General features: G+C 70.3%; 25 protein-coding genes and 1 pseudogene. 16 read left to right on the top strand and 10 right to left on the bottom strand.

Features of this window, described 5'->3' with window-relative positions; translation table 11 throughout:
* The first annotated feature begins 13 nt into the window (after positions 1 to 13).
* Together AB0J78_RS10625 and AB0J78_RS10620 are read left to right on the top strand one after the other, a co-directional pair.
* On the top strand, positions 14 to 604 hold the full coding sequence (locus tag AB0J78_RS10625; RefSeq protein ID WP_363788535.1) for an SAM-dependent methyltransferase: 591 nt from the start codon (positions 14 to 16) through the stop codon (positions 602 to 604).
* Between the two features lie 35 nt (positions 605 to 639).
* Entirely contained in the window at positions 640 to 1362 is a 723-nt protein-coding gene (locus tag AB0J78_RS10620) for an MgtC/SapB family protein (RefSeq protein WP_363788533.1), read from the top strand.
* A 39-nt stretch (positions 1363 to 1401) separates the two neighbouring features.
* Here AB0J78_RS10620 and trxA read toward each other — a convergent pair whose 3' ends face one another.
* The gene (gene trxA / locus AB0J78_RS10615; protein WP_363788531.1) at positions 1402 to 1752 is read right to left on the bottom strand and encodes a thioredoxin; all 351 of its coding nucleotides are present in this window, start codon (positions 1750 to 1752) and stop codon (positions 1402 to 1404) included.
* A gap of 288 nt (positions 1753 to 2040) precedes the next feature.
* Between trxA and AB0J78_RS10610 the strand changes: the two genes are divergently transcribed.
* The 3 genes from AB0J78_RS10610 to AB0J78_RS10600 all read left to right on the top strand — a co-directional run bounded on the left by AB0J78_RS10610 (position 2041) and on the right by AB0J78_RS10600 (position 4756).
* Complete coding sequence (locus AB0J78_RS10610) at positions 2041 to 2745, top strand: beta-ketoacyl-ACP reductase (RefSeq protein WP_363788529.1); 705 nt, start codon at positions 2041 to 2043, stop codon at positions 2743 to 2745.
* A 98-nt stretch (positions 2746 to 2843) separates the two neighbouring features.
* Positions 2844 to 3611, top strand: coding sequence for an enoyl-ACP reductase FabI (fabI, locus tag AB0J78_RS10605; RefSeq protein ID WP_132679804.1), 768 nt, complete (start codon positions 2844 to 2846; stop codon positions 3609 to 3611).
* Positions 3612 to 3736: 125 nt separating this feature from the next.
* On the top strand, positions 3737 to 4756 hold the full coding sequence (locus AB0J78_RS10600) for a ferrochelatase (protein ID WP_363788527.1): 1020 nt from the start codon (positions 3737 to 3739) through the stop codon (positions 4754 to 4756).
* Between the two features lie 61 nt (positions 4757 to 4817).
* Here the strand turns inward: AB0J78_RS10600 and AB0J78_RS10595 are convergent, their stop codons facing one another.
* Positions 4818 to 5612, bottom strand: coding sequence for a hypothetical protein (locus AB0J78_RS10595; RefSeq protein WP_363788525.1), 795 nt, complete (start codon positions 5610 to 5612; stop codon positions 4818 to 4820).
* Between the two features lie 128 nt (positions 5613 to 5740).
* Here AB0J78_RS10595 and AB0J78_RS10590 point away from each other — a divergent pair, with 128 nt between their 5' ends.
* The 3 genes from AB0J78_RS10590 (at position 5741) to AB0J78_RS10580 (ending at position 8205) form a co-directional block, all read left to right on the top strand.
* Positions 5741 to 6547 (top strand): DUF3097 domain-containing protein, encoded by an 807-nt coding sequence (locus AB0J78_RS10590; RefSeq protein WP_363788523.1) that lies wholly within the window; start codon positions 5741 to 5743, stop codon positions 6545 to 6547.
* A 74-nt stretch (positions 6548 to 6621) separates the two neighbouring features.
* Positions 6622 to 7053: an NfeD family protein gene (locus AB0J78_RS10585; protein ID WP_363788521.1), complete on the top strand. Its 432-nt coding sequence runs from the start codon at positions 6622 to 6624 to the stop codon at positions 7051 to 7053.
* A gap of 21 nt (positions 7054 to 7074) precedes the next feature.
* Positions 7075 to 8205: an SPFH domain-containing protein gene (locus AB0J78_RS10580; protein ID WP_363788520.1), complete on the top strand. Its 1131-nt coding sequence runs from the start codon at positions 7075 to 7077 to the stop codon at positions 8203 to 8205.
* Between the two features lie 28 nt (positions 8206 to 8233).
* Here AB0J78_RS10580 and AB0J78_RS10575 read toward each other — a convergent pair whose 3' ends face one another.
* Together AB0J78_RS10575 and AB0J78_RS10570 are read right to left on the bottom strand one after the other, a co-directional pair.
* Positions 8234 to 8638 (bottom strand): PAS domain S-box protein, encoded by a 405-nt coding sequence (locus tag AB0J78_RS10575; RefSeq protein WP_363788519.1) that lies wholly within the window; start codon positions 8636 to 8638, stop codon positions 8234 to 8236.
* Between the two features lie 144 nt (positions 8639 to 8782).
* Positions 8783 to 9457, bottom strand: coding sequence for a GntR family transcriptional regulator (locus tag AB0J78_RS10570; protein WP_363788518.1), 675 nt, complete (start codon positions 9455 to 9457; stop codon positions 8783 to 8785).
* 70 nt (positions 9458 to 9527) lie between these two features.
* On the opposite strand from AB0J78_RS10570, the gene AB0J78_RS10565 reads away from it, so the two are divergent.
* Both AB0J78_RS10565 and AB0J78_RS10560 read left to right on the top strand, forming a co-directional pair.
* A complete protein-coding gene (locus tag AB0J78_RS10565; RefSeq protein ID WP_363788516.1) occupies positions 9528 to 10808 on the top strand; it encodes an MFS transporter in 1281 nt (426 codons plus the stop codon).
* 66 nt (positions 10809 to 10874) lie between these two features.
* Positions 10875 to 12311 carry an aldehyde dehydrogenase family protein gene (locus AB0J78_RS10560; RefSeq protein WP_363788515.1) on the top strand — a complete coding sequence of 479 codons (1437 nt, stop codon included), beginning with the start codon at positions 10875 to 10877 and terminating at the stop codon, positions 12309 to 12311.
* A gap of 4 nt (positions 12312 to 12315) precedes the next feature.
* Here the strand turns inward: AB0J78_RS10560 and AB0J78_RS10555 are convergent, their stop codons facing one another.
* From AB0J78_RS10555 to AB0J78_RS10540, 4 genes and pseudogenes are all read right to left on the bottom strand, one after another.
* Positions 12316 to 12825 (bottom strand): GyrI-like domain-containing protein, encoded by a 510-nt coding sequence (locus tag AB0J78_RS10555; RefSeq protein WP_363788514.1) that lies wholly within the window; start codon positions 12823 to 12825, stop codon positions 12316 to 12318.
* A 77-nt stretch (positions 12826 to 12902) separates the two neighbouring features.
* Positions 12903 to 13220, bottom strand: a pseudogene (locus tag AB0J78_RS10550) (helix-turn-helix transcriptional regulator); the annotation flags it as partial.
* Between the two features lie 95 nt (positions 13221 to 13315).
* Positions 13316 to 14722, bottom strand: a complete 1407-nt coding sequence (locus AB0J78_RS10545; protein ID WP_363788513.1) for an amidase — start codon at positions 14720 to 14722, stop codon at positions 13316 to 13318.
* A 32-nt stretch (positions 14723 to 14754) separates the two neighbouring features.
* Positions 14755 to 15723: a D-2-hydroxyacid dehydrogenase gene (locus AB0J78_RS10540; RefSeq protein ID WP_363788511.1), complete on the bottom strand. Its 969-nt coding sequence runs from the start codon at positions 15721 to 15723 to the stop codon at positions 14755 to 14757.
* A gap of 209 nt (positions 15724 to 15932) precedes the next feature.
* Here AB0J78_RS10540 and AB0J78_RS10535 point away from each other — a divergent pair, with 209 nt between their 5' ends.
* The 4 genes from AB0J78_RS10535 to AB0J78_RS10520 all read left to right on the top strand — a co-directional run bounded on the left by AB0J78_RS10535 (position 15933) and on the right by AB0J78_RS10520 (position 18808).
* On the top strand, positions 15933 to 16451 hold the full coding sequence (locus AB0J78_RS10535) for a DUF3830 family protein (protein ID WP_132618740.1): 519 nt from the start codon (positions 15933 to 15935) through the stop codon (positions 16449 to 16451).
* Positions 16441 to 17202, top strand: a complete 762-nt coding sequence (locus tag AB0J78_RS10530; RefSeq protein WP_363788510.1) for an Asp/Glu racemase — start codon at positions 16441 to 16443, stop codon at positions 17200 to 17202. The genes AB0J78_RS10535 and AB0J78_RS10530 overlap by 11 nt, the downstream gene beginning before the upstream one ends.
* 151 nt (positions 17203 to 17353) lie before the next feature.
* Positions 17354 to 18076 (top strand): maleate cis-trans isomerase, encoded by a 723-nt coding sequence (locus AB0J78_RS10525; protein WP_363788509.1) that lies wholly within the window; start codon positions 17354 to 17356, stop codon positions 18074 to 18076.
* 27 nt (positions 18077 to 18103) lie between these two features.
* On the top strand, positions 18104 to 18808 hold the full coding sequence (locus AB0J78_RS10520) for a GntR family transcriptional regulator (RefSeq protein ID WP_363788508.1): 705 nt from the start codon (positions 18104 to 18106) through the stop codon (positions 18806 to 18808).
* Positions 18809 to 18875: 67 nt separating this feature from the next.
* Here the strand turns inward: AB0J78_RS10520 and AB0J78_RS10515 are convergent, their stop codons facing one another.
* Entirely contained in the window at positions 18876 to 20354 is a 1479-nt protein-coding gene (locus AB0J78_RS10515) for an NAD-dependent succinate-semialdehyde dehydrogenase (protein ID WP_363788506.1), read from the bottom strand.
* A gap of 144 nt (positions 20355 to 20498) precedes the next feature.
* On the opposite strand from AB0J78_RS10515, the gene AB0J78_RS10510 reads away from it, so the two are divergent.
* Together AB0J78_RS10510 and AB0J78_RS10505 are read left to right on the top strand one after the other, a co-directional pair.
* Entirely contained in the window at positions 20499 to 21755 is a 1257-nt protein-coding gene (locus AB0J78_RS10510; RefSeq protein WP_363788505.1) for an aspartate aminotransferase family protein, read from the top strand.
* A gap of 174 nt (positions 21756 to 21929) precedes the next feature.
* Entirely contained in the window at positions 21930 to 23057 is a 1128-nt protein-coding gene (locus AB0J78_RS10505) for an LCP family protein (RefSeq protein WP_363788503.1), read from the top strand.
* 88 nt (positions 23058 to 23145) lie between these two features.
* Here AB0J78_RS10505 and AB0J78_RS10500 read toward each other — a convergent pair whose 3' ends face one another.
* Positions 23146 to 23925 (bottom strand): lysozyme, encoded by a 780-nt coding sequence (locus AB0J78_RS10500; protein WP_363788502.1) that lies wholly within the window; start codon positions 23923 to 23925, stop codon positions 23146 to 23148.
* Positions 23926 to 24003 lie beyond the last annotated feature (78 nt).

The raw sequence follows: 24003 nt of genomic DNA, 5'->3' as shown, positions 1-24003 counted from the left end.
GAGCCTCGTCCCCTTGAACACGGCAGCTCGTTTCTTGTGGGAGTTCGTCAAGTCGCCGACCACGACCGCGGCGGTGGGCCCGAGTTCGCGGGCGCTGGCCGAGCAGATGGTGGCGCCGATCCCGCTGACCGGGGATCCGGTCGTGGTGGAGCTGGGCCCGGGCACGGGTGCGTTCACCGAGGTGATCCAGCGCCGCTTGGGCGGGCGGGGCACGCACCTGGCGGTGGAGCTCAACGAGGGTTGGGCCGCTGATCTGGGGCACCGCTTCCCGGGTGTGGACTCGGTGTGTGGGAACGCCCGCAGCGTTCCGGACCTGCTGGCCGAGCGCGGACTGGCCGAGGCCGACGTGGTCGTCAGCGGGTTGCCGTGGGTGGCGCACGCGCCGGTGGACGGGGTTCCGCTGGTGGAGCTGCTGGCGTCGGTGATGGCTCCGGACGGGGTGTTCACGCAGTTCGCCTACACCTGGACGCGGTGGGCGCCGCCTGCGCGCAAGCAGCACGCGGATCTCAAGGCGACGTTCGAGGAGACCGTGGTCAGCCGCACGGTGTGGCGCAACCTGCCGCCCGCGGTGGTCTACCTGGCCCGCAGGCCGCGTTCGTCGTAGCCGCGCGCCGCCGGGAGCGGTGTTAGGTTTTTGGGATGCCTGCTGATGCGGTCGTGTCCGGGCTGGACGAATTACCGCTCCTGATCGAGCTGGGGACGGCGTTGCTGTTCTCCAGCCTCATCGGGCTGGAGCGGGAGATCCGGGCCAAGAGCGCGGGGTTGCGCACCCACGCCCTGGTGGGGGTAGGCGCGGCGCTGTTCATGCTGGTGTCCAAGTACGCCTTCGGTGATCTGCTGGTGTTCGACCGGGTGTCGCTGGACCCGTCGCGGGTCGCGGCGCAGATCGTTTCCGGCATCGGGTTCATCGGTGGCGGGCTGATCTTCGTGCGCCGGGATGCCGTGCGCGGTCTGACCACGGCGGCCTCGGTGTGGCTGGTGGCCGCGGTCGGGATGGCCTGCGGCGGGGGATTGGTGGTGCTGGCGGCGGCGACGACCGGGGTGCACTTCCTGGTGGCGATCGGCTTCCCGTACCTGCTGCGGGCGGTGCGTCCGGCGTTGCGGGAGCCGCAGGTGATGCGGGTGGGCTACCTGGACGGCTACGGGGTGCTGCGCAGTGTGCTGACGCTGTGCACCAGCCGCGGGTGGGCGGTGCTGGACCTGCAGGTCGAGCGGGAGGACTCCGACGAGGAGCAGCGCACGGCGGTGGTGGCGCTGCGGCTGCGCGCCAAGACGCCGGTGGCGACGTTGGTGGACGAGATCAACCAGTTGCCGGGCGTGCTGCACGCCTCGGCCGGTGATGCGGCCGAGGGAGGGTTCTGAGGCGGTGCCGGGCCCGGTCGTGGGCCCGGCACCGGCGGATCATTCCGCTTCGTTCTTGATCTGCTCCATGTCGAGGTCGCGGGCCTGGCCGACGAGGTCTTCGAAGACGTTCTCGGGCAGGGCGCCGGGCTGCTGGAAGACCAGGACCTTGTCCCGGATGATCGCCAGCGTCGGGATCGACTGCACGTCGAAGGCGGCGGCGAGCTCGGGCTGGTCCTCGGTGTCGACCTTGGCGAAGACGATGTCGTCGTGGGTCTCCGAGCCCTTCTCGAAGACCGGGGCGAACTGCTTGCACGGGCCGCACCAGGAAGCCCAGAAGTCGATGATGACGAACTTGTCGTCGCTGACGACCTCGTCGAAGTTGTCCTTGGTCAGTTCGACCGTGGCCATTGGATCCCTCTTCGGATGGTGGGGCAGGTACTCGGGCAACGCCGGTCGCGGGACCGCGCATTCCCCCAGGTTCGTGTCTGTTGCACCACGCTCGTGGTGATCAGTGCGAGCGTGGTGGGCCACCGTACTGGCCGGGGGTGCGGTCTGTCGTGCGCGGGTGGCCCGGTGTGTAGGCACGCCACCAGAAAGGGGCCCCATTTGTGTAAGGAGTCGATGAGCGGTGGGGCTCGCTGAGCGGATAATGTCGCGGCTGAAACGAATCTTGAGGCGTTCGATGGGAGATCCACAGTGGCACGGTCCGTACTGGTGACCGGCGGTAACCGCGGCATCGGCCTGGCCATCGCGAGAGCGTTCCAGGCGGCCGGGGACAAGGTCGCGGTCACGCACCGCGGATCGGGTGCGCCCGAGGGCCTGTTCGGCGTTCAGTGCGACGTCACCGACTCGGACCAGGTCGCGGCGGCCTTCGACGAGGTGGAGGCCGCGCACGGGCGGGTCGAGGTGCTGGTGGCCAACGCGGGCATCACCGACGACACGCTGCTGCTGCGGATGAGCGAGGAGCAGTTCGGTCGGGTCATCGACGCGAACCTGGCCGGTTCGTACCGGGTGGCCAAGCGCGCGGCGAGCAGCATGCTGCGCAACCGGTTCGGGCGGATGATCTTCATCTCGTCGGTGGTGGGGCTCTCCGGTGGTCCGGGGCAGGTCAACTACGCGGCGAGCAAGGCCGGTCTGGTGGGCATGGCGCGTTCGATCGCGCGCGAGCTGGGTTCGCGCAGCATCACGGCGAACGTCGTCGCGCCGGGTTACGTCAAGACGGAGATGACCGACGATCTGCCGGAGGAGCGCAAGAAGGAGATCCTCGGGCAGGTTCCGCTGTCGCGGATGGCCGACCCGGAGGAGGTCGCGGGCGCGGTGCGCTGGCTGGCCTCGGACGAGGCCGGGTACGTCACCGGTGCGGTGATCCCGGTCGACGGCGGTCTCGGGATGGGGCACTGACCCGCTCGGTAGCGGGTGAAGGGACTTCCGGCACAGCGCTGGTGCCGGCCACCTCGGGTGCGTGGGCGCCCGGCATGTGATTTCGAAGGGGTTTATTCGTGAGCGGATTGCTCGAAGGCAAGCGGATCCTGGTCACCGGGGTGATCACCGACGCGTCGATCGCGTTCCACGCGGCCAAGGCCGCCCAGGAGCAGGGTGCCGAGGTGGTGCTGACCGGTTTCGGCCGGTTGAGCCTGGTGGAGCGGATCGCCAACCGGCTGCCCAAGCCGGCGCCGGTGCTGGAGTTGGACGTCACCAACGCCGAGCACCTGGAGACGCTGCCGGAGCGGGTGCGCCAGCACGTCAGCGGTCTGGACGGGGTGCTGCACTCGATCGGCTACGCGCCGGCGTCGTGCCTGGGCGGGGACTTCCTGGAGGCCCCGTGGGAGGACGTGTCCACAGCGGTGCAGATCTCGGCGTACTCGTTGAAGTCGTTGAGCACCGCGACGCTGCCGCTGCTGAGCGAGGGCTCCTCGATCGTGGGCATGGACTTCGACGCGCGCGTGGCGTGGCCGGCCTACGACTGGATGGGCGTGGCCAAGGCGGCGCTGGAGTCGACGTCGCGGTACCTGGCGCGTGAGCTGGGGCCCAAGGGCGTGCGGGTGAACCTGGTGTCGGCGGGTCCGGTGCGGACGATGGCGGCCAAGTCGATCCCGGGTTTCGCGGACCTGGAGGCGGGCTGGGGCGACCGGGCTCCGCTGGGCTGGGACGTCAACGACCCGACGCCGGTGGCCAAGTCGATCTGCGCGGTGCTATCGGACTGGCTGCCCGCCACGACCGGTTCGATGATCATGGTCGACGGTGGTGTGCACTCGCTCGGGGTGTGATCGGTCGTGCGGAGGGGCGCTCTGGAGTGGATCCGGGGCGCCCCTCGTCGTTTCCGGCATCTCGTGGTTCACATCGGGTGCGCCCCGGTTGCGCGGGGATGAATCAGCGGCGCGATGATGGTTCGGTGAGCTTTGATGCGTTGCTGTTCTTGTCGTTCGGGGGGCCGGAGGGCCCGGAGGAAGTGCGGCCGTTCCTGGAGAACGTGACCCGGGGCAGGGGAGTGCCGCCGGAGCGCTTGGACGAGGTGGCCGAGCACTACCTGCACTTCGGTGGCGTGTCGCCGATCAACCGGCTGAACGAGGACATCATGGCCGCGTTGCGGTCCGAGCTGGACGCGCGGGGCAGGGATCTGCCGATCTACTTCGGCAACCGCAACTGGCACCCGATGATCGAGGACACCGTCGGGCGGATGGCCGATGACGGGGTGCGGCGGGCTCTGGTGTTCGCGACCTCGGCGTGGGGCGGCTACTCGGGGTGCAAGCAGTACCACGAGGACATCGTGCGGGCGCGGGAGTCGGTCGGGCAGCGGGCGCCGGAGCTGGTGAAGCTGCGGCAGTTCTTCGACCACCCGCTGTTCGTCGAGGCCAACGCGGATGCGGTGCGCGCCGCCTACGCCGAGCTGGGGGAGCGGGCCGAGCAGGCGCGGTTGGTGTTCACCGCGCACTCGATCCCGCTGCGCGCGGATGAGCGGCCGGGTGCCGACGGGCGGCCGCGGTGGTACTCGCGGCAGGTCGCCGAGGCCGCGCGGCTGGTGGCCGAGCGCGTGGGTGCGGACAGCTACGACGTGGTGTGGCAGTCGCGTTCGGGTCCGCCGCAGGTGCCGTGGCTGGAGCCCGACATCTGCGATCACCTGGAGGACCTGCACGCCAAGGGGGTCGGCTCGGTGGTGGTCAGCCCGATCGGGTTCGTCTCCGATCATCTCGAGGTCGTGTGGGACCTGGACAACGAGGCGGAGGAGGCGGCTGCCGGGTTGGGCTTGGGTTTCGCGCGCGCGGCCACGGCGGGCACCGATCCGCGGTTCGTGAAGATGATCGTGGAGTTGATCGCCGAGCACACCGATGCCGCCCCGGTGTGCAAGCTCTCGGAGCTTCGGATGGCGGGGTCGACGGTCAACGGGGCGCTGTGCGCTCCCGGCTGCTGCTGAGGGTTTTCGGCTGGTGATGGGGGTGTCCGCTCGGTGGAGCGGGCACCCCCATCAACGTCGGTCAGGAGCGGGCGGCTTGGTCGGCCAGGACGCGGACCATCTCGGCGACCGAGGCGCGGCGGGCGGCGCGCACGGCGTCGAACAGTGGGCGCAGGGCGTCGGTGCGGCTGCGCATGGCCGAGGCCGACAGGGCGCCGCCGGGTGCGTCGTCGGTGGCCACCCACAGGATCGCCTCGACCTCGGTGGCGCGCTGGAGGATCCGCAGCGTGCGCTGGGGGATGGTCTCCGGCCAGTCCGGGGTGGGTTTGGCGGCGATGGTCTGGGCGATCTCCTCGCGCACGCCGGGGCGCTGCTTGGCGACTCCGAGTTCGATGAGGGCGGTGGCGGCTTCGCGCATGGCCGAGGCCATGCCGTGCTCGGCTTCGCCGATCGGCAGGTGTTCGGCGGGCGGCAGTTCGCCGGTCTCGAACACCGTCCAGCGCAGGATGCCTTCGGCGATGCGCTCGGGGACCAGTCCCAGTCCGGCTTCGGGCAGCACGGTGGCTTCGCCGATGCGCATCGCGAGCTTGGAGAACGGGGTGGCTCCGCCGAGGCCGCGGGCGTCGCCGGGCACGGGCAGCGCCAGTTCACCGGTGGAGGCACCGGCCTTGCGCAGCGCGGCCAGCAGCAGGGCGGGGCCGGCGGGGGTCTCGTGGGGGCCGGGCAGGTCCAGGCGCGCGGCGAGCTCGTCGTCGGCGGCGCGGAACTCCTGCACCTCGCCCCAGGTCTGCAGGGCATCGAGCACGTCGTCCGACGCGGCCGCACCGTGCAGCCAGGCGGACGACCAGACAACCAATGTGGCGCTTGGGCATGGCACGTCGGTAGAGGGTACGGATCGAAAACCCTTGCTGGGTCCCGGGGGAGGTGTGGTGTGACTCCGCCCATGGCCGGTGGCGCGGCGTGGCGGCACGACGGTGGGCCATGATCGGATTACCGTGTCCGCTCGTGCGGTCGGTTGATTATGGACGGGACATCCTGTCGGGCTCGCGGCGCGAGAAGGTGCCGGAGGTCCCGGCTGAACCGGGGCTGGTGGTCGAGGACCCGGCCAGCGGGTTCTGCGGTGCGGTGCTGCGGGTGGAGAAGGGCAACGTGGTGCTGGAGGACCGGCACGGCAAGCAGCGCTTGTTCCCGATGCGCCCGGCCGCGTTCCTGTTCGAGGGCAAGCCCGCGACGCTGGTGCCGGCGCGCACGAGCACCCCGGCGGCTCCGGCGCGGTCGGCGTCGGGTTCGGTGAAGGTGGAGGGTCTGCGGGCCCGCACGGCGCGCGGCAGCCGGATCTGGGTGGAGGGCATTCACGACGCCGAGCTGGTCGAGCGGATCTGGGGTCACGACCTTCGAGTGGAAGGCGTCGTCGTGGAGCCGCTGCACGGCGTGGACGACCTGCCGGGGCTGCTGGCCGAGTTCGGGCCGGAGCCGGGGCGCCGGGTCGGGGTGCTGGTGGATCACCTGGTGGCGGGAAGCAAGGAATCGCGGTTGGTGGAGGGCATCACCGACGAGCACGTGATGATCACCGGGCATCCGTACGTCGACATCTGGGAGGCGGTCAGGCCCGCTGCGGTGGGCATCCGCGAGTGGCCGGCGGTGCCGCGCGGGCAGGACTGGAAGCAGGGCGTGTGCTCGCGGCTGGGCTGGGGTGAGCCCGCGGAGGGCTGGCGGCGGGTGCTGGCCGGTGCCTCGGGCTTCCGCGACGTCGAGACGCCGTTGTTGACCGCGGTGGAGCAGCTGATCGACTTCGTCACCGCGGAGGGGTGATCCGGCGGTCACACGTTGATCACGTGGGCTGAGAATGCCGGTGGCGCCTGGGGCGAACGTGCCACGATGGACGCATGACTCCTGCGCTGCTGTGGCTGATCGCCGGGGTGCTGCTGATCGGCGCCGAGATCCTGTCCGGGGACTTCGTGCTGGTCATGATCGGTGCCGCGGCTCTGGGGGCCGCCGGTAGTTCGGCGCTGGGCATGCCCTTGGGTGTGGACGTCGCGGTGTTCGCGGCGCTGGCGCTGGGGTTGGTGTTGTTGGCCCGTCCTGCGCTCAAGCGGCGCATGTTCGTGCAGCGCGAGCTCAAGACCAACGCGGACGCCCTGGTGGGGAAGCAGGCGCGCGTGGAGTCCGCAGTGGATGCGCAGGGGGGTCAGGTCCGCATCGACGGCCAGTTGTGGTCGGCGCGGGCTCTGGACGAGACCCAGGTTATCGAGGCCGGCCGCACGGTCACCGTCATGGAGATCGCGGGCGCCACAGCGGTGGTGTGGGCCGAGCCCTGAGGGAGATGAGGCTTCGTGGGAATGGCTGAAGTGATCGTGCTGGTGGCCGCGGTGCTGCTGGTGCTGATCGTCGTGGTGAAGTCGGTGATGGTCGTACCGCAGGCGCAGTCGGCGGTGGTGGAGCGGCTGGGCCGGTTCCGGACCGTGGCGCAGCCGGGGCTGAACATGCTGGTGCCGTTCTTCGACCGGGTTCGGGCGCGCATAGATCTGCGCGAGCAGGTGGTGTCGTTCCCGCCGCAGCCGGTGATCACCCAGGACAACCTGACCGTCTCGATCGACACGGTGGTGTACTTCCAGGTCACCGATGCGCGGGCGGCGGTCTACGAGATCTCCAACTACATCGTGGCGGTGGAGCAGCTGACCACCACGACGCTGCGCAACGTGGTCGGTGCGATGAGCCTGGAGGAGACGCTGACCTCGCGGGATGCGATCAACACGCAGCTGCGCGGGGTGCTGGACACCGAGACCGGCCGGTGGGGGATCCGGGTCGCGCGGGTGGAGCTCAAGGCGATCGATCCGCCTCCGTCGATCAAGGACTCGATGGAGAAGCAGATGCGCGCCGACCGGGAGAAGCGCGCGATGATCCTCAACGCCGAGGGCACCCGGGAGTCGGCGATCAAGACCGCCGAGGGGCAGAAGCAGTCGGCGATCCTGGCCGCGGAAGGCCAGAAGCAGGCGGCCATCCTGGAGGCCGAGGCCGACCGGCAGTCGAGCATCCTGCGGGCGCAGGGTGAGCGGGCCAGCCAGTACCTGCAGTCGCAGGGGCAGGCCAAGGCGATCGAGAAGGTCTTCGCGGCGGTCAAGCGCGCCAAGCCGACTCCGGAGCTGCTGGCCTACCAGTACCTGCAGACGCTGCCGCAGATGGCTCAGGGCGATGCCAACAAGGTGTGGGTGGTGCCCAGCGACTTCGGCAAGTCGCTGGAGGGCTTCGCCCGCATGCTCGGTGAGCCGGGCGAGGACGGGGTGTTCCGCTACGAGCCGTCGCAGGAGACCAGCGACGCTCCGCCGGCCGAGGCGGTGGAGGAGTCGGTGCAGGCGTGGTTCGACACCTCCACCAACCCCGAGGTCGCCGAGGCGGTGCGTGCCGCGGAGGCGGTGGCGCGCAAGGAGGTTCCGCCGGCGAACATGTCGCAGCCGCCGGAACAGGGCTGATCGAGCGGTCGTCGCGTCCCGGTGCCGGTCATCCGGCGCCGGGACGCACTTGTTGGGCGGGCACGGTGACGGGGGTGAACGGCTGGGCGCCCTCGTGGGCGGCGGCGTAGGTGGCCACGGCGCCCTGGGCGTTGCCGTAGGGGTCGCGCAGCACGCCGAACACGCCGGGGAAGACCCGGATCTGGCTGTCGTGGCAGACCACCGGCAGGTTGACGGGATTGCCTTCGAGGTCGGCGTGGGCGGTGCGCATGGCGCGGTGGAATCCCGCCCAGTGCGCCTGCTGGTGTTCGGCGGGCACGATGAGGTCCAGGGTGGCGCCGATGGCTTCGTGGGCGGGGTGGCCGAAGAGCCGTTCGGCGTCGGCGTTGAAGTGCACGATCGTGCCGCTGAGGTCGGCCATGACCGTGGCTGAGCGGTGTTCGGTGTCGTTCATGGCCAGATGATGCGGCCGGATCAGGATGTGCGCCTTCCGGAAGTCACTCTTTGATGGTTAATAACCTCGGTGATTTCAGTGCTGGCCGAAATCAATGCTCCGCATCGCACACTTCCACCCGCACATCACCTCACAAAACCAGGCTCAGACGTCGGTCGGGTCGAGGTAGGAACCGCCTGCGATGCCGAGGGCGCGGACGGTGCCCAGGAGGTGTTCGCGGAGCTGCTTCTTGGCGAGCTCGGCCTCGCCGGCGGCGAGGGTGTCGGCGAGTTGGGCGTGCTGGTGGGTGATGCGCTCGCGCGTCGAGTGGGTGCGGGCGGTGGAGGTGATGCGCATCTGCTTGTCGCGCAAGGTGTTGTAGAGGTCGGTGACGACCGGGTTGCCCGCGGCGCCGACGAGGGTGGCGTGGAAGGCGCGGTCGGCGACGTGCATCTCGGCGTCGCTGAGGTCGGTGCCGTCGCAGGCGGGGTGGTCGGCGAGTTCGCGGCCGACGGCGGTCATCGCCTCGGGGCCTTCGATGGCGAGCTTGTCGATGGCGAAGCTCTCCAGCGCCAGGCGGGCCTCGATCACCGCGCGGGCTTCGGCGGCGCTGACGGGCACGACCAGGGCGCCGCGCTTGGGGTAGAGCTTGAGGAACCCCTCCGATTGCAGGCGCAGGAAGGCCTCGCGGACGGGTGTGCGCGACATCTGGAGGGCGTTGGCCACTTCTCCCTCGCTGAGCAGCTCGCCATCGGGGAAGCTGCCGTCGAGGAGTCCGGCCTTGACGTGCTGGTACGCGCGGTCGGCCGCCGGCGTTTCGGATGCTGTTGCGCTCGACACGTGAGCATCCTACTTCCACCCCTCTTGTATCTATGATGGATACAAGTCTTTTTCAGGGGAGGGGTCGCAGTTGTCCACGACGGTCGAAGCGCCACCGCAGCAGGCGGGCGCCCAGCGGCGAGGTTCCGGGAGCCGCACGGCGTGGCTGGTCTGGGGTGTGGGAGCGCTGTGCTACTGCGCGGCGCTGTTCCACCGGGCCGGGCTCGGCGTCGCCGCCCCCGAGGCGGTGCAGCGCTTCGACGCCGGTCCGGGCGTGCTGGCGCTGTTCTCCGCGCTGCAGCTGGGCGTCTACCTGGTGCTGCAGATCCCGGCCGGGCTGCTGGCCGACCGGCTCGGGCCGCGCAAGGTCATCACCGGCGGCATGGTCGCGCTGGCGGTCGGCTCGGCGGTGTTCGCGCTGAGCGGTTCGATCGTCGGTGGGATCGCCGGGCGGATGCTCATCGGTTTCGGTGACGCGTTCATGTTCACCAACGTGCTGCGGCTGGCGGCGCACTGGTTCCCGCCGCACCGCTACGGCAAGGTCGCCGCGCTGACCGGTCTGGCCGGCGGGCTGGGGCAGGTCGTCTCCACGCTGCCGCTGAGCCTGTCGCTGCACTCGCTGGGGTGGGTGCCGACGTTCCTGGGTGCTGCGGCGCTGACCGCCGCGCTGGGCCTGGCGGCCGCGCTGATCATCCGCGACCGGGACTCCTCGGCGCGCGCCCGCGTCGCCGAGTCCGAGCCGGTGTCCGAGCGGATCTGGCACAGCCTGCGGGCGGTGGCCGCTCAGCGCGGCACCAAGCACTCGTTCTGGACGCACTTCGTGCTCATGGCGCAGTTCGTCGCGATCACCACGTTGTGGGGCGGGCCGTGGCTCAGCGCCGCGCAGGGGCACGGTCAGTCGGAGGTCGGGTCGCTGCTGCTGGTGAGCGTGGCCGGGTTCATCGCGGGGTCGTGGTTCGCCGGGCAGTACGTGTCGGGGCGTCCGCGCCGCCGGGACCGCTACACGTTCGGGTTGTCCTCGATGGTCGTGGTCGTGTGGGCGGTGATGGTCGGCTGGCCGGGTGCGTTGCCGATGCCGGTGCTGGTGGTGGCGTTGCTGGCGGTCGGTGTGGCCGGTGGTGCGGCGATGCTGGCCTTCGACGGGGCGCGGACGGCCAACGCCGAGCACCGCTCCGGCACTGCCACAGGTGTGGTGAACATGGGTGGTTTCAGCGCTGCGGTGCTGATCCAGCTGCTGGTCGGTGGTGTGCTGGAGGTGGTGTCGGGCTGGGATCCGGCGGTGGGTTACCGGTGGGCGTTCGCGCCGGTGCTGGTGTTGCTGGTGATCGGTACCGCCTCGCAGTGGTGGTGGCGGGACCGCGCCCTGCGGTGAGCGCGCGGCGTTAGCCTCGGGGCGTGGTCGGCCAGCGGCGGTCGGCGTGGCTTGGAGGCGTGTGGCGTGAGCGGAGAACTGCACAACCTGGTCGGTGGCGAGTCTGTGGCGGCGCTGGATGGTGCGACGTTGCCGGTGGTGGATCCCAGCACGGGTGAGCAGTACGCGACGGCGCCGTTGACCCGCTGGGCCGATGTCGATGCGGTGATGCCGGTGGCGGCCGCGGCGTTCGAGTCCTGGTCGCAGGTCACGCCGCGGCGTCGGCAGGAGGCGTTGCTGGGCATCGCCGATGCGGTGGCGGCGCGCAGCGAGGAGTTGGTGCTGGCCGAGTGCCGCAACACGGGCAAGTCGTTCGAGGTGGTACGGGCGCAGGAGCTGCCGATGGCGGTGGATCTGCTGCGCTTCTACGCGGGTGCGGCTCGGGTGGAGGGTGCCACCGCGGGTGGTGAGTACCGGGAGGGGCACACGTCGTTCACGCGGCGGGAGCCGATCGGGGTGTGCGCGGCGGTGACGTCGTGGACGCATCCGCTGTTGCAGGCGGCGGCGAAGATCGGTCCGGCGTTGGCGGCGGGCAACGTGGTGGTGCTCAAACCGGCGGAGACCACGCCGGTGAGCACGGTGTTGCTGGGTGATCTGGTGGGTGAGTTCTTGCCGCCGGGTGTGGTCAACGTGGTCTGCGGTGATCGTGACAGCGGTCGGGCGATGGTGGCGCACGAGGTTCCGGGGATGTTCTCGATCACCGGGACGGTGCGGTCGGGGATGGAGGTCGCGGGGTCGGCGGCGGCGGATTTGAAGCGGGCGCATCTGCAACTGGGTGGTAAGGCGCCTGCGGTGGTGTTCGCGGATGCGGATCTGGATCGGGCTGCGGAGGGGATCGCGGCGGCGGCGTTCGGCAACGCGGGGCAGAGCTGCACGGCGGCGAGCCGGGTGTTGGTGGCCGGTGAGGTGCGCGAGGAGCTGGTGGGCCGGTTGGTGGAGTGGGCCGGGCGGTTGCGGCCCGGTCCGCCGCAGGACGCGGATGCGGCGTTCGGTCCGCTCAACAGCGAGGGGCAGCTGGAATTGGTTTTGGGCCGGTTGGAGCGGTTGCCGGGGCACGCCCAGGTCGTGGCGGGTGGTCGGCGGCGTGGTGAGCGGGGTTTCTTCCTGGAGGCCACGGTGGTCGACGGTTGTGAGCAGGACGATGAGCTGGTGCAGCACGAGATGCTGGGGCCGTTGGTGACGGTGCAGTCCTTCGCCGGTGAGCAGGAGGCGGTGGAGTTGGCCAACGGTGTGCGCTACGGGTTGACGGCGAGCGTGTGGACGCGTGATCACGGTCGGGCGATGCGGATGTCGCGGCGGTTGCAGGCGGGCACGGTGTGGATCAACACCCATGACCTGCTGGTGGCCGAGATGCCGCACTCGGGTTTCAAGCATTCGGCGTCGGCGCGGGATTTCAGCCACCACGGTCTGGAGGACTACACGCGCATCAAGCACGTGATGTCGGCGTGGGATCTCGAGGGCTGATGGCTCAGGGTGTGGGTGCGACCGCGAGCCACAGTTCGGCGTGGTGGGGCTGGGCGTGGTCGTCGAGGACGGTGGCGAGCAGTTCGGGGGCGAGCAGTTCGGGGGCGGGCAGCGGTTGGTGGGGGTTGGCGGGGAACCACTCGCCGTAGGCCTGGGCCCACAGCTGCTGGATGTCGGCGGTCTGGGCGGTCTGGGAGCTGAGCACGAGCCAGGTGTGAGCGGGCACGGGCAGGGTCTCGTAGCCGTTGTCGGGTGCTGGTGGCTGGTCGGTGGCGGCGGCGTACCAGAACTCGAAGGTGCTGCCGTCGGCGCGGTCTTCGGCGAAGTCGGTGCTCACGGCGAGCACGCCGGTCGGTGTCCGGGTGGACAGGGCGCTGATGTCGGCGAGCGTGTTGAGGCCGAGTTGTGCGCGGAAGTGCTCCATGTCGGGGTTGGGGCCGTGGTGGACCAGGGGCATGGTGCGCCGTCGGCCCACGAGGGTGAACGGGGCTTGGTCGGTGAGCCGGTATTGCATCGGTGTTGTTCCTTCACCGATAGCGAGAAGCGCAGTGGGGGCTGGGATCGCAGCACCGCGCCGGTGCGTCGGGCTTCGGTGGGTCCGATGCCGTGGACCGCGGTGAAGGCGCGGCTGAAGGCGTCGGCGGAGGTGTAGCCGAAGCGCGTGGCGATGTCCTGCAGCGGTTCGTGCGCGGTGAGCACGGCTGAGGCTGCGACGGTCATGCGTCGGCGCCGGATGTAGTCGGAGACGGGCATGCCCGCCAGGACCGAGAACATCCGTCGGAAGTGGTGTTGCGAGGTGAGGGTGATCCGTGCCAGGGCGGCGACGTCGATGTCGCCGGTGGTGCGGTGGGCCGCTCCGTCGGCGATGGCGCGTTCGATGTGTGCGACGGCCTGGTTCCAGGGGTCCATCGTCGTGCCTTTCCTGCGTTGGTCGATGACGGTGCAACGCTAGGTGGGCCGGGTGCGGGTGTGTCCGACGATGTGTGCCCGTGGTGGTCGGTTGTTCAGGTCTGCTTCGGTGTGGTGGTGCGGGTCCAGGGGCGGGCCTGCTCGTAGGCGTGGGCGGCGCGCAGGATGGTGGCGTCGGCGTGGCGCGGGGCGATGATCTGCAGTCCGATGGGCAGGCCGTCGTCGGTGTGGCCGCAGGGGATGCTGGCGGCGGGTTGCTGGGTCATGTTGAACGGGTAGGTGAACGGGGTCCAGGTGGTCCAGCGGTCGCCGTCGGTGGGGGATTCGCGGCCTGCTTCGAAGGCGGGGATGGGGACGGTGGGGGTCAGCAGCAGGTCGTGGGTCTGGTGGAAGGCGCCCATGCGCTGGCCGAGTTTCATGCGGGTGTTGGTGGCTTCGAGGTAGTCCTGCGCGCTGTAGGTGAGTCCTTGGCGGCAGATGGCGGCGAGGCCGGGGTCGAGGAGTTCGCGTTGGGCGTCGGTGAGGTGTTCGGTGGCTTTGGCGGCGCCGGCGAACCAGAGGACGTGGAAGTCTTCGATGGGGTCGGTGATGTCGGGGTCGGCGTGTTCGACGTGGGCGCCGAGGTCGTGGAAGGTGCGGGCGGCGTCGGTGATGGCGCGGACGATCTGGGGGTCGACGGGGGTGCCGAATCCCAGGTCGGTGCTCACGGCGATGCGCAGGTCCGCGACGCCGCCGCCGAGGTGGTCGAGGAAGGAGTCGGCGGGTGGGGCCAGCACGGACCAGTCGCGGACGTCGGGTTGGGCCAGGACGTCGAGCATGAGTGCGGTGTCGGTGACGGTGGTGGTCATCGGGCCGGCGTGGGAGAGGGTGCCGAAGGGGCTGGCCGGGTAGAGGGGGATGCGGCCGTAGGTGGGTTTGAGGGTGGCCAGGCCGCAGAAGGAGGCGGGGATGCGCACGGATCCGCCGCCGTCGGTGCCCAGCGCGAGGGGGCCCATGCCGGTGGCCACGGCGGCTGCGGCGCCGCCGGAGGAGCCGCCTGCTGTGCGGGAGGTGTCCCAGGGGTTGCGGGTGATGCCGTGGCGGGGGCTGTCGGTGACGCCTTTCCATGCGAGTTCGGGGGTGGTGGTCTTGCCGAGGAAGACGGGGTTCTCGCGGCGCAGCAGGGTGACTGCGGGGGCGTCTTCGGGCCAGGGCTGGTCGGGGTCGATGGTGTTCGAGCCGCGCAGGGTGGGCCAGTCGCGGGTGAGGAAGATGTCTTTGATGGAGGTGGGCACGCCGTCGAGGCGTCCGGCGGGTTGTCCGCGGTGCCAGCGGTTTTCGGATTCGCGGGCGGCGTGCAGGGCGTGTTCGGGGTCGACGAGGCAGTAGGCGTTGACGGCCGGGTCGTGGTCGTTGATGCGTTGCAGGGCGGCTTCGCAGGCTTCGACGGGTGAGAGGGTTCCGGCGGCGTAGGCGGCCAGCAGCTCGGTGGCCGAGAGTTCGGCGGGCTGGGTGTTGGCCATGGCGTCTCCCTGGGTGTGGCGGGCTCCGGTGCTCAGGCGGTGACGTAGCCGCGTTGCTTGTCGACGACGTTGCGCAGGTCGGTGCCGCCGGTGAAGGCGCGCAGGTTGGTCAGGAAGAGGTCGACGAGTTCGTCGGTCCAGCCGAGGGTGTCGCCGGACATGTGGGGGGAGACCAGGACGTGTGGCATCTCCCACAGGGGTGAGTCCTGCGGGAGGGGTTCGGTGTCGAAGACGTCGAGTGCGGCGCCGGCGAGTTGTTGGTGCTGGAGGGCGGTGACGAGGGCGGGTTGGTCGACGAGTTCGCCGCGGCCGACGTTGATGAAGCGGGCGCTGGGGCGCATGGCGGAGAGGACCTCGGCGTTGATGAGCCCGTGGGTCTGGGGTGTCAGGGGTGCGGCGACGACGAGGTAGTCGAAATCGCCTGCGACGCGGGCGAGGTCGTCGGAGGCGTGGATGTTGCCGAAGTCGGGGTCGCCGGTGCGGGTGGTGCGTCCGGCTCCGGCCACGCGCAGTCCTGCGGCGGTGAGTTGGCGGGCGATGGCGCGGCCGATGGGTCCGGTGCCGACGACGAGGGCGGTCTTGCCTTCGATGCGTTCGGTGACGCGGTGCTTCCACTGCTTGGCGTCTTGCAGGCGCAGGGTGGTGTGCATGTCCTTGGCGAAGGTGAGCACGGTGGCCAGCACGTATTCGGCGATAGGCTGGTCGAAGACGCCCCGGGAGTTGGTCAGCTGCACGGGGGAGTCGCGCAGCTGCGGGAACAGCAGGCGGTCGACTCCGGCGCTGGCGGCGTGGATCCAGCGCAGCTTGTCGGCGTGCGGCCAGGCGTCGGCGATGGCTTGGGAGCGGAAGGCCCACACGAACAGGGCGTCGGTGCCGGGCAGGGCGTCGGGGAGTTCGTCTCCGGTGGCGTAGCGCAGTTCGGCGTGTTCGGCGATGCGGGCCATCTCGTCGGGTGCGTCGCCGTCGTGGAGGACGACGACGGTGGGGCGGGTGTTGACCATGGCGATGACCTTAGGGCCGCAGGGGTGTCGGGTGATCGTCTCCCACGCCGATGACGAGCGTGTTTCCCCAGTGCTGGGCGGTGAAAACGAGCGTCGGGGGAGGCATTGACACGCTAGGAACGGTTCGTAGGATTGTCAACAATCCGCTGGCGACGGCAGGTCCGGGTCGGGGAGAGTGCGAGATGGCCACAGCGACTGAATGGATGACGATGCCCAGGTACCTGTCGATCACGCTGGAGAAGCGCGGTGTGTCCTGCGTGGCGGAGCTGCTCGACGCCGATGCTCCCCGAACCTGCGAGGCGGTGTGGAACGCGCTGCCGCAGGTCGGTCCGGTGCACCACGCCAAGTACGCGCGCAACGAGATCTACACGATGGTGCCGCGCTTCGCCGAGGACGAGCCTGGCCAGGAGAACCCCACGGTGACCCCGATCCCCGGCGACGTCGTCTACTTCTCCTTCCCCGGCGGCATGCTGGACCGGGAGTTCAAGCAGGAGAAGGGAATTGAAGACCTGCCCGGTGTGATCGACCTGGCGATCTTCTACGGCCGCAACAACCTGCTGCTCAACGGTGACGTGGGCTGGGTGCCCGGCAACGTCTACGCCACGATCGTGGAGGGGCTGGCGGAGATGGCCGAGGCCTGCAACGACGTGTGGCGTTCGGGCAGCGTCGGCGAAACCCTGCGCTACGAGCGCTTCGAGGGAACGATCGGGGGCCGGCATGCCACCTGATGACTTCCTGGGCGCGGTGTCCGGCCCGGTGCAGCAGCGGGGGATCGGGGTGATCGCCCCGTTCGACCTGGCGCTGGACCGCGAGCTGTGGCGCTGGGCGCCGCAGGAGGTGTCGCTGTACCTCACGCGCACCGCGTTCGTTCCGGTGCCGGTCAGCGTCGAGCAGGCCAGCTTGGTCTCCGATGAGGCCGCGGTGCACGCGGCCACCCGTGACCTGCTGGTGCCCGAGCCGGAGGTGGTGGCCTACGCCTGCACTTCCGGGAGTTTCGTCGATGGTGCCGGGGGGCAGCGGCGGCTGGTGGAGGTGATGCGCGAGGCCGGTGCGCCGGCGGCGGTGACCACCTCCGGTGCGCTGGTGCAGGCTCTGGAGGTGCTGGGCGTGGGCAGCGTGTCGATCGCGACGCCCTACGTGGTCAGCATCACCGACCGGTTGTGCTCGTTCCTGGGTGAGCACGGGGTGGAGGTGGTCTCCAGCGTCGGGCTGGGTTTGGACGGCCAGATCTGGAAGACCGGTTACCACGACGTGGTGGAGATCGTGCGCGCGGCGGATCGCCCGGAGGCCGAGGCGATGTTCATCTCGTGCACGAACCTGCCCACCTACGACCTGATCGGGCCGTTGGAGCAGGAGTTGGGCAAGCCGGTCCTCACGGCCAACCAGGTCACGATCTGGGCGGCGCTGCGCGAGATGGGTCTGTCGGCGGTGGGCGCCGAGCAGCGTTTGATGCAGGCGGTGGACGCTCCGGCCGCATGAGCGGGGCGGTAAAGATGACATTACGAACGTTCCGGCGGCCGCTCACCCTGCGGTAACATTGTCAACAATCGACACCCCGTTCCGGATGGGTCCGGACGGGGAACCCAGGGTTGTTGGCCGTTGGACGTCGAGCACAGGATGGAGCTCCCCGGTGCCGCACACCGCAGGAATTCTGTATCCCGGCTACAGCGCCGAAGACGACTACCCGACCTTGGAGGGCCTGCTCGGAGACGGCGTCCGTCTGCCGCTGGTGCACACGCTGATGCGCGAGGACGCCCACCGGGTCGATGCCCTGCTGGACGTGGGTTCCGAGCAGGTGCTCGCCGACGGCGCGCGTGCGCTGGGCGAGGTGGATTCGGTGATCTGGGCCTGCACGTCGGGCAGTTTCGTCTTCGGCTGGTCCGGGGCGCGCGATCAGGTGGAGAAGCTGCAGGCCGTGACCGGCAAACCGACCTCGAGCACGTCGTTCGCGTTCGTGCACGCCGCGGCTCTGCTGGGGTTGCGGCGGGTCGCGGTGGCCGCGACCTACCCGGCTGATGTGGCCGAGCGCTTCGTGGAGTTCCTGGGTGCCGGGGACCTGGAGGTGGTGCGGCTGTCCAGCAGGGGCATCGTCACCGCCGCCGAGGTCGGCACGCTGGGCCGCGAGGACGTGCTGTCGTTCGCCGCGGCCAACGACGACGACCAGGCCGAGGCGCTGCTGATGCCCGACACCGCGCTGCACACCGCGGCGTGGCTGGAGGACATCGAGCAGCGGCTGGGCAAGCCGGTGCTGACCGCCAACCAGGTCAGCGCGTGGGAGGCGTTGCGACTGGCCGGTGCCGCCACGTCGCGTGAGGGATTGGGAACGCTGTTCCGGACCGGAACGGGCCGGTGACCCCGGTGGTCATCGGCGAACAGGGAAATGGTGAGCGCAGTGCTCGGGACCGAGGAGCAGTACCAGCAGCCCGGTGAGCTGGAGCCGGTGCAGCGCAAGTCGACGGCGGCGATCGTGGCCGACCAGTTGCGCGCGGCGATCATGTACGGGTCGTTGCCTCCGGGGTCGCAGCTGGGGGAAGCGGAGTTGGCGGCGCGGCTGGGGGTGAGCCGGGGTCCGCTGCGGGAGGCGATGCAGCGGTTGGTGGCCGAGGGCTTATTGCGCAGCGAGCCGCATCGCGGGTTGTTCGTGATGGATCTGCACACCGAGGACGTCGCTGATATCTACGTGGCGCGATTGGCGGTGGAGCGGGCGGCGTGCGAGCAGATCGTGCGCCATCACCGGGTGGAGGCCGTCGCCGAGCTGACGGCGGCGCAGTCGCGGATGGTGGCCGCGGCGGGCAAGGGTGATGGCATCGAGCTGGCCGACGCCGATCAGGAGTTCCACGAGACGCTGGTGCGGGTGTCGGGCAGTGCCCGGTTGCAGCGGATGGCGCAGACGCTGCTGGTGGAGAAGCGGATGTGCCTGACGGCGTTGCAGGACAAGTACCACGCCGATGTGCAGGCGCTGGTCGATGAGCACAAGGGCCTGGTCGATGCGATCGAGTCCGGTGACGAGGCGTTGCTGCTGTCGCGCCTGGAGGCGCACATGAACGACGCCTTGGAGCGACTCAACGGTTCGATGGCCGAATAGGGATCTCACGGGTGTGGGGGCTGGTTTCCGTGGAAACCAGCCCCCACACCCGTTTGTGCGCGGTGGGTCAGAGGCCGCCGATGGAGACGTACTTGGTCTCCAGGAACTCGTCGATGCCGACCTTGCCGCCTTCGCGGCCCAGCCCGGATGCCTTGACCCCGCCGAAGGGGGCGGCCGGGTTGGACACGATGCCCTGGTTGAGGCCCACCATGCCGGTGTCGAGCGCTTCGGTGACGCGCAGGCCGCGTTGCAGGTTCTGGGTGTAGAGGTAGCTGACGAGGCCGTACTCGGTGTTGTTGGCCTTGGCGATGGCGTCGCGCTCGTCGGTGAAGGTGGTGATCGGGGCGACCGGCCCGAAGATCTCCTCGCTGGCCATGCGCGCGCCTTCGGGCACGCCGGTGAGCACGGTGGGGGTGTAGAAGTAGCCGTCGCCGCCGTGCCGGTCGCCGCCGGTGACGACCTGGGCTCCTTGGGCCACGGCGTCGGAGACCAGGTCGGTGACCTTGCCCAGCTGCTTTTCGTCGATGAGCGGGCCGACCTGGATGTCGTCGGAGACGCCGCGGCCGATGGTCAGCGCGGACATGCGTTCGGCGAGCTTGTCGGAGAAGGCCTGGGCGATGTCGGCGTGGACGTAGAAGCGGTTGGCCGCGGTGCAGGCTTCGCCGATGTTGCGCATCTTGGCCTGCATGGCGCCTTCGACGGCGGCGTCGAGGTCGGCGTCGTCGAAGACCAGGAACGGTGCGTTGCCGCCGAGTTCGAGGGAGACCTTGAGGACCTGCTGGGCGGACTGCTCGATGAGCTTGCGGCCGATGGCGGTGGAGCCGGTGAACGACAGCTTGCGGGCGCGCGGGTCGCGGATCATCGGTTCCATGATCGCGCCGGCGTCGGTGGCGGTGACGACGTTGAGCACGCCGTCGGGCAGTCCGGCTTCGCGCAGGATCTCGGCGAGCGCGAGCATCGACAGGGGTGTCTGGTGGGCGGGTTTGATCACCGAGGTGCAGCCGGCGGCGATGGCGGGGCCGATCTTGCGGGTGCCCATGGCCATGGGGAAGTTCCACGGGGTGATCAGCAGTGCGGGCCCGACGGGCTGGCGGGTGACCAGGAAGCGGCCGGAGCCGTTGGGGGCCACGGCGTAGTCGCCGCCGATGCGCACGGCCTCTTCGGCGAACCAGCGGAAGAACTCGGCGGCGTAGGTGATCTCGCCGCGGGCCTCGGGCAGGGGCTTGCCCATTTCGAGGGTCATGAGCAGGGCGAGGTCCTCGCGGCGCTCGATGATGATCTCGTAGGCGCGGCGCAGGATCTCGCCGCGCTCGCGGGGCGGGTGGGTGGCCCAGTCGGCCTGGGCGTCGTGGGCGGCGCCGAGCGCGGCGAGCGCGTCGTCGGGGGAGGCATCGGCGACGTGGCAGAGGGTGGCGCCGGTGGCGGGGTCTTCGACGGCGAAGGTGCGTTCACCGGTGGCGTCGCGCCACTTGCCGGCGATGAGCAGCTGCTTGGGGGCGGCCTCGACGACGGTCGCCTCGCGGGGATGCGTTGGGGTGGTGGTCATCGCTGCGCGAACCCTCCTGGGTGTCGACGGATGTGCTTGTTTGCCAACCTAGTGCGCTTCGGTGGTGGACACCGGGTGTTGCTGATGGTTGCATGACTGCCTAGATTGTCAACAATCCTACATTCTGCACGCTTGGAGTCGATCATGACGGAGCTCTCCCCGGCGCTCAAGCAGGCGACCCCGGTGCTGGCCGCACGCGGCGAAGGGGTCTACCTCTACGACGAGTCCGACCGCCGCTACCTGGACTTCACCGCCGGCATCGGCGTCACCAGCACCGGACACTGCCACCCGCGCGTGGTCGAGGCCGCCCAGCGCCAAGTGGGCACCCTCATCCACGGCCAGTACACGACGGTGATGCACAGGCCGCTGCTGGACCTCACCGAACGGCTCGGCCAGGTCCTGCCCGAGGGCCTGGACCGGCTGTTCTACGTCAACTCCGGAAGTGAAGCGGTTGAAGCGTCCGTCCGGTTGGCGCGACACGCCACCGGAAGGGCCAACATCATCGCCTTCCAGGGTGGTTTCCACGGCCGCACCATGGGCGCGGCCGCCCTGACCTCCTCCGGGGTGAAGGTGCGCGCCGGGATCGGGCCGATGATGCCGGGAGTGGTGTTCACCCCCTTCCCCGAGCCCTACCGCCAGCAGTGCGGCACCGAGGAGGCCGTGCGCCGCGCCCTGGCGGAGTTCGACCAGCTGCTGGTCACCCAGAGCTCCCCGCGCGACACCGCCGCGATCATCGTCGAGCCCGTGCTCGGCGAAGGCGGCTACATCCCCGCGCCCCCGGAGTTCCTGGCCGGGTTGCGCCAGCGCGCCGACGCCCACGGCATCCTGCTCATCGTCGACGAGGTGCAGACCGGTGTCGGGCGCACCGGCCGCTTCTGGGGCCACGACCACGCCGGCGTGCGCCCCGACATCCTCATCACCGCCAAGGGCCTGGCCAGCGGCTTCCCGATCTCGGCGATCGCCGCCGGCGAGGAGCTGATGAGCAAGGCCTGGCCCGGATCGCAGGGCGGCACCTACGGCGGCAACGCCGTGGCCGCCGCCGCAGCACTGGCCACCCTGGACGTGGTGGAGCAGGAAGGGCTGGTGGCCAACGCCGCCGAGCAGGGCGCGCGGCTGGTCGAAGGCCTGCGCAAGGTCGCCGCCGACCACCCGGTCATCGGCGACGTGCGCGGGCTCGGGCTGATGCTGGGCAACGAGTTCACCACCCCGGAGGGCACCCCGGACACCGCCACCGCCTCGCGCGCTCACGCCGCCGCGGCCGAAGCCGGGCTGCTGCTGCTGACCTGCGGCCCGCACGGCAACGTGGTGCGCATGATCCCGCCGCTGATCGTCACCGCCGAACAGGTCGACACCGCGATCGAACTGTGGGCCACCGCGGTGCGCTCGGCCGTGGCAGGCTAGAGGACAGCTGGTGGTGGGTGTGAGATCTTCCTCGGGCCCACCACCAGCGCAAACTCCGATCCACGGGTCACTGTTCGATAGCGGCGGCCACCTGCGCGACGTGCTTCTGCAATGCTGCACGCCACACAGCGGCGCGTGCGGGACGCGTCGCCAACAACCGACGCAGGTGTGAGCATGAGCGACTGGTCGGCGGGCGGACCGCCGAGGCGAAGGCCGCAGGGCGGCGGCGACAGGTACGACTACTATCGCGGCGCGCAGGCCCCTCAGGGACGGCGCCCCGCGCCGCCACCCCCACCCGGGCGCCCGCGCGGCGACCGGCCACCACCCCCACCGCCGCAGCGGCGCAGCAGGCCCCGCTGGGGCAAGCGCATCGGCATCGGGCTGCTGGTCGTCGCCGTGCTGCTGGGTGCGCTGGTGTTCTACTTCGACAGCATGCTGCAGCGCACCGCGGCCCTGGACTTCGAAGGCCAGGCGGGCAACTCCGCGGGCAGCAACTGGCTGCTGGTGGGCTCGGACTCCCGCGAAGGGCTCGACGACGCCCGGCGCGAGGAGCTCTCCGCCGGTGACGCCGGTGGGCGCCGCACCGACTCGATGATGCTGGTGCACATCCCCAGCGGCGGTGGGCAGCCGGCGCTGATCAGCCTCCCGCGCGACTCCTACGTGGCCATCCCCGGGCACGGCAAGACCAAGCTCAACTCGGCGTTCTCCTTCGGCGGGCCGCAGCTGCTGGCCCAGACCGTCGAGCAGAACACCGGCGTGCACATCGACCACTACGCCGAGATCGGATTCGGCGGGTTCGCCGACCTGGTCGACGCCGTCGGCGGGGTCGACATCTGCCTGGACAAGCCCATGGACGACCCCATGGCCAACGTCCACCTGCCCCAGGGCTGCCAGGAGCTCGACGGCGCCCAGGCCCTCGGGTTCGTCCGGGCCCGCTACTCGCTGGACGGTGGCGACCTCGAACGCGCCGAGAACCAGCGCAAGCTGCTGGGTGCCCTGGTCGACAAGGGCACCAGCCCCGCGACCCTGATCAACCCGTTCCGGTTGTTCCCGCTGGCCTCCGGGGCGAGCAAGACCTTCCTGGTCAACGACTCCGACCACATCTGGCACCTGATGTCGCTGGCCTTGGCCATGGGCGACGTCAGCGGCGGCCAGGGGGTGACCACCCAGGTGCCCTTCGGGCGCTTCGGGGAGGACTCCGACGGCGGGTCGGTCATCGTCTGGGACAAGGAGAAGGCCAGCCAGATGTTCGAGGCCATCAACAACGACCAGCCCATCCCGCCGGAGCTGCTCGGCAAGTAGAACGCACCGCTGAACGACACACGAGGTGGGCCGCCCCCTGGGAAAAGGGGACGGCCCACCTCGTGTGTGCTCTGGTGCGTGCCGGGGGTCAGCCGGCGAAAGCGGCCAGCTGGCCGAAATCACCGTTGAAGGCGTCCTGGCCACCCGGCAGCGGCCCCGCGTCGGAGTGCTGCCAGAACGAGTGGAACTGCCAGCCCGCGGGCAGCGGTCCGATCTGCGGGGCGTACCGGGCGATCCACAGCGGGTTGTGCGCCGCGAAGTTCGGATTGGCGCCCGTGCACCGGTTCCACCACGACGTGGTCGTGTAGATGACCGGGGCCCGGCCCGTGCGCGCGTGGTAGGTGCCCGAGAACTCGGCGATCCAGCGCGACATGCTCACCGGGTCCATCCCGTAGCAGGTCTCGCCGTAGGGGTTGTGCTCGATGTCGAGGACCCCGGGAAGCGTGCCCGACCCCGGCCTCCACGCACCGCCGTTGTCGACGAAGAAGTTCGCCTGCACCGCGCCGGGGGCGCGGTCGGGCAGCGCGAAGTGGTAGGCGCCGCGCACCATTCCCACCGCCGCCGCGCCGTGGAACTGCTGGGCGTAGGACGAGCTGCGGAACCCGCTGCCCTCGGTGGCCTTGACGTAGGCGAACCGAGCCCCGCCGGCGTAGGCCCGGTGCCAGTCGATTTGGCCCTGGTGGCCGCTGACGTCCATGCCCGCCAGCGCACCGGCCGGAACCTTGCCGGTGCTGCGCTCGCCGGAGGCCTCGCGGCCCGCGCTGTAGCCGATCCACGCGCCGTGGGTGTCGTGGGGATCCAGCCGGGGTGCGGCGGCCTGCGCCGGGGAGGCGGCCCCGATCAGGGCCGCCAGGACGGCCAGTAACACCAGCGACCCCCTGCGACGGGGCGATGCCGCGCGACACCGGTGACGACCGGACGGTGGGAACATCTCTGGCCTCCTCAC

Source organism: Saccharopolyspora sp. NPDC049426, assembly GCF_040676935.1.
Taxonomy (GTDB): domain Bacteria; phylum Actinomycetota; class Actinomycetes; order Mycobacteriales; family Pseudonocardiaceae; genus Saccharopolyspora.
The sequence above is the reverse complement of the archived record's forward strand: the minus strand, read 5'-3'. Positions and strand labels throughout refer to the sequence as shown.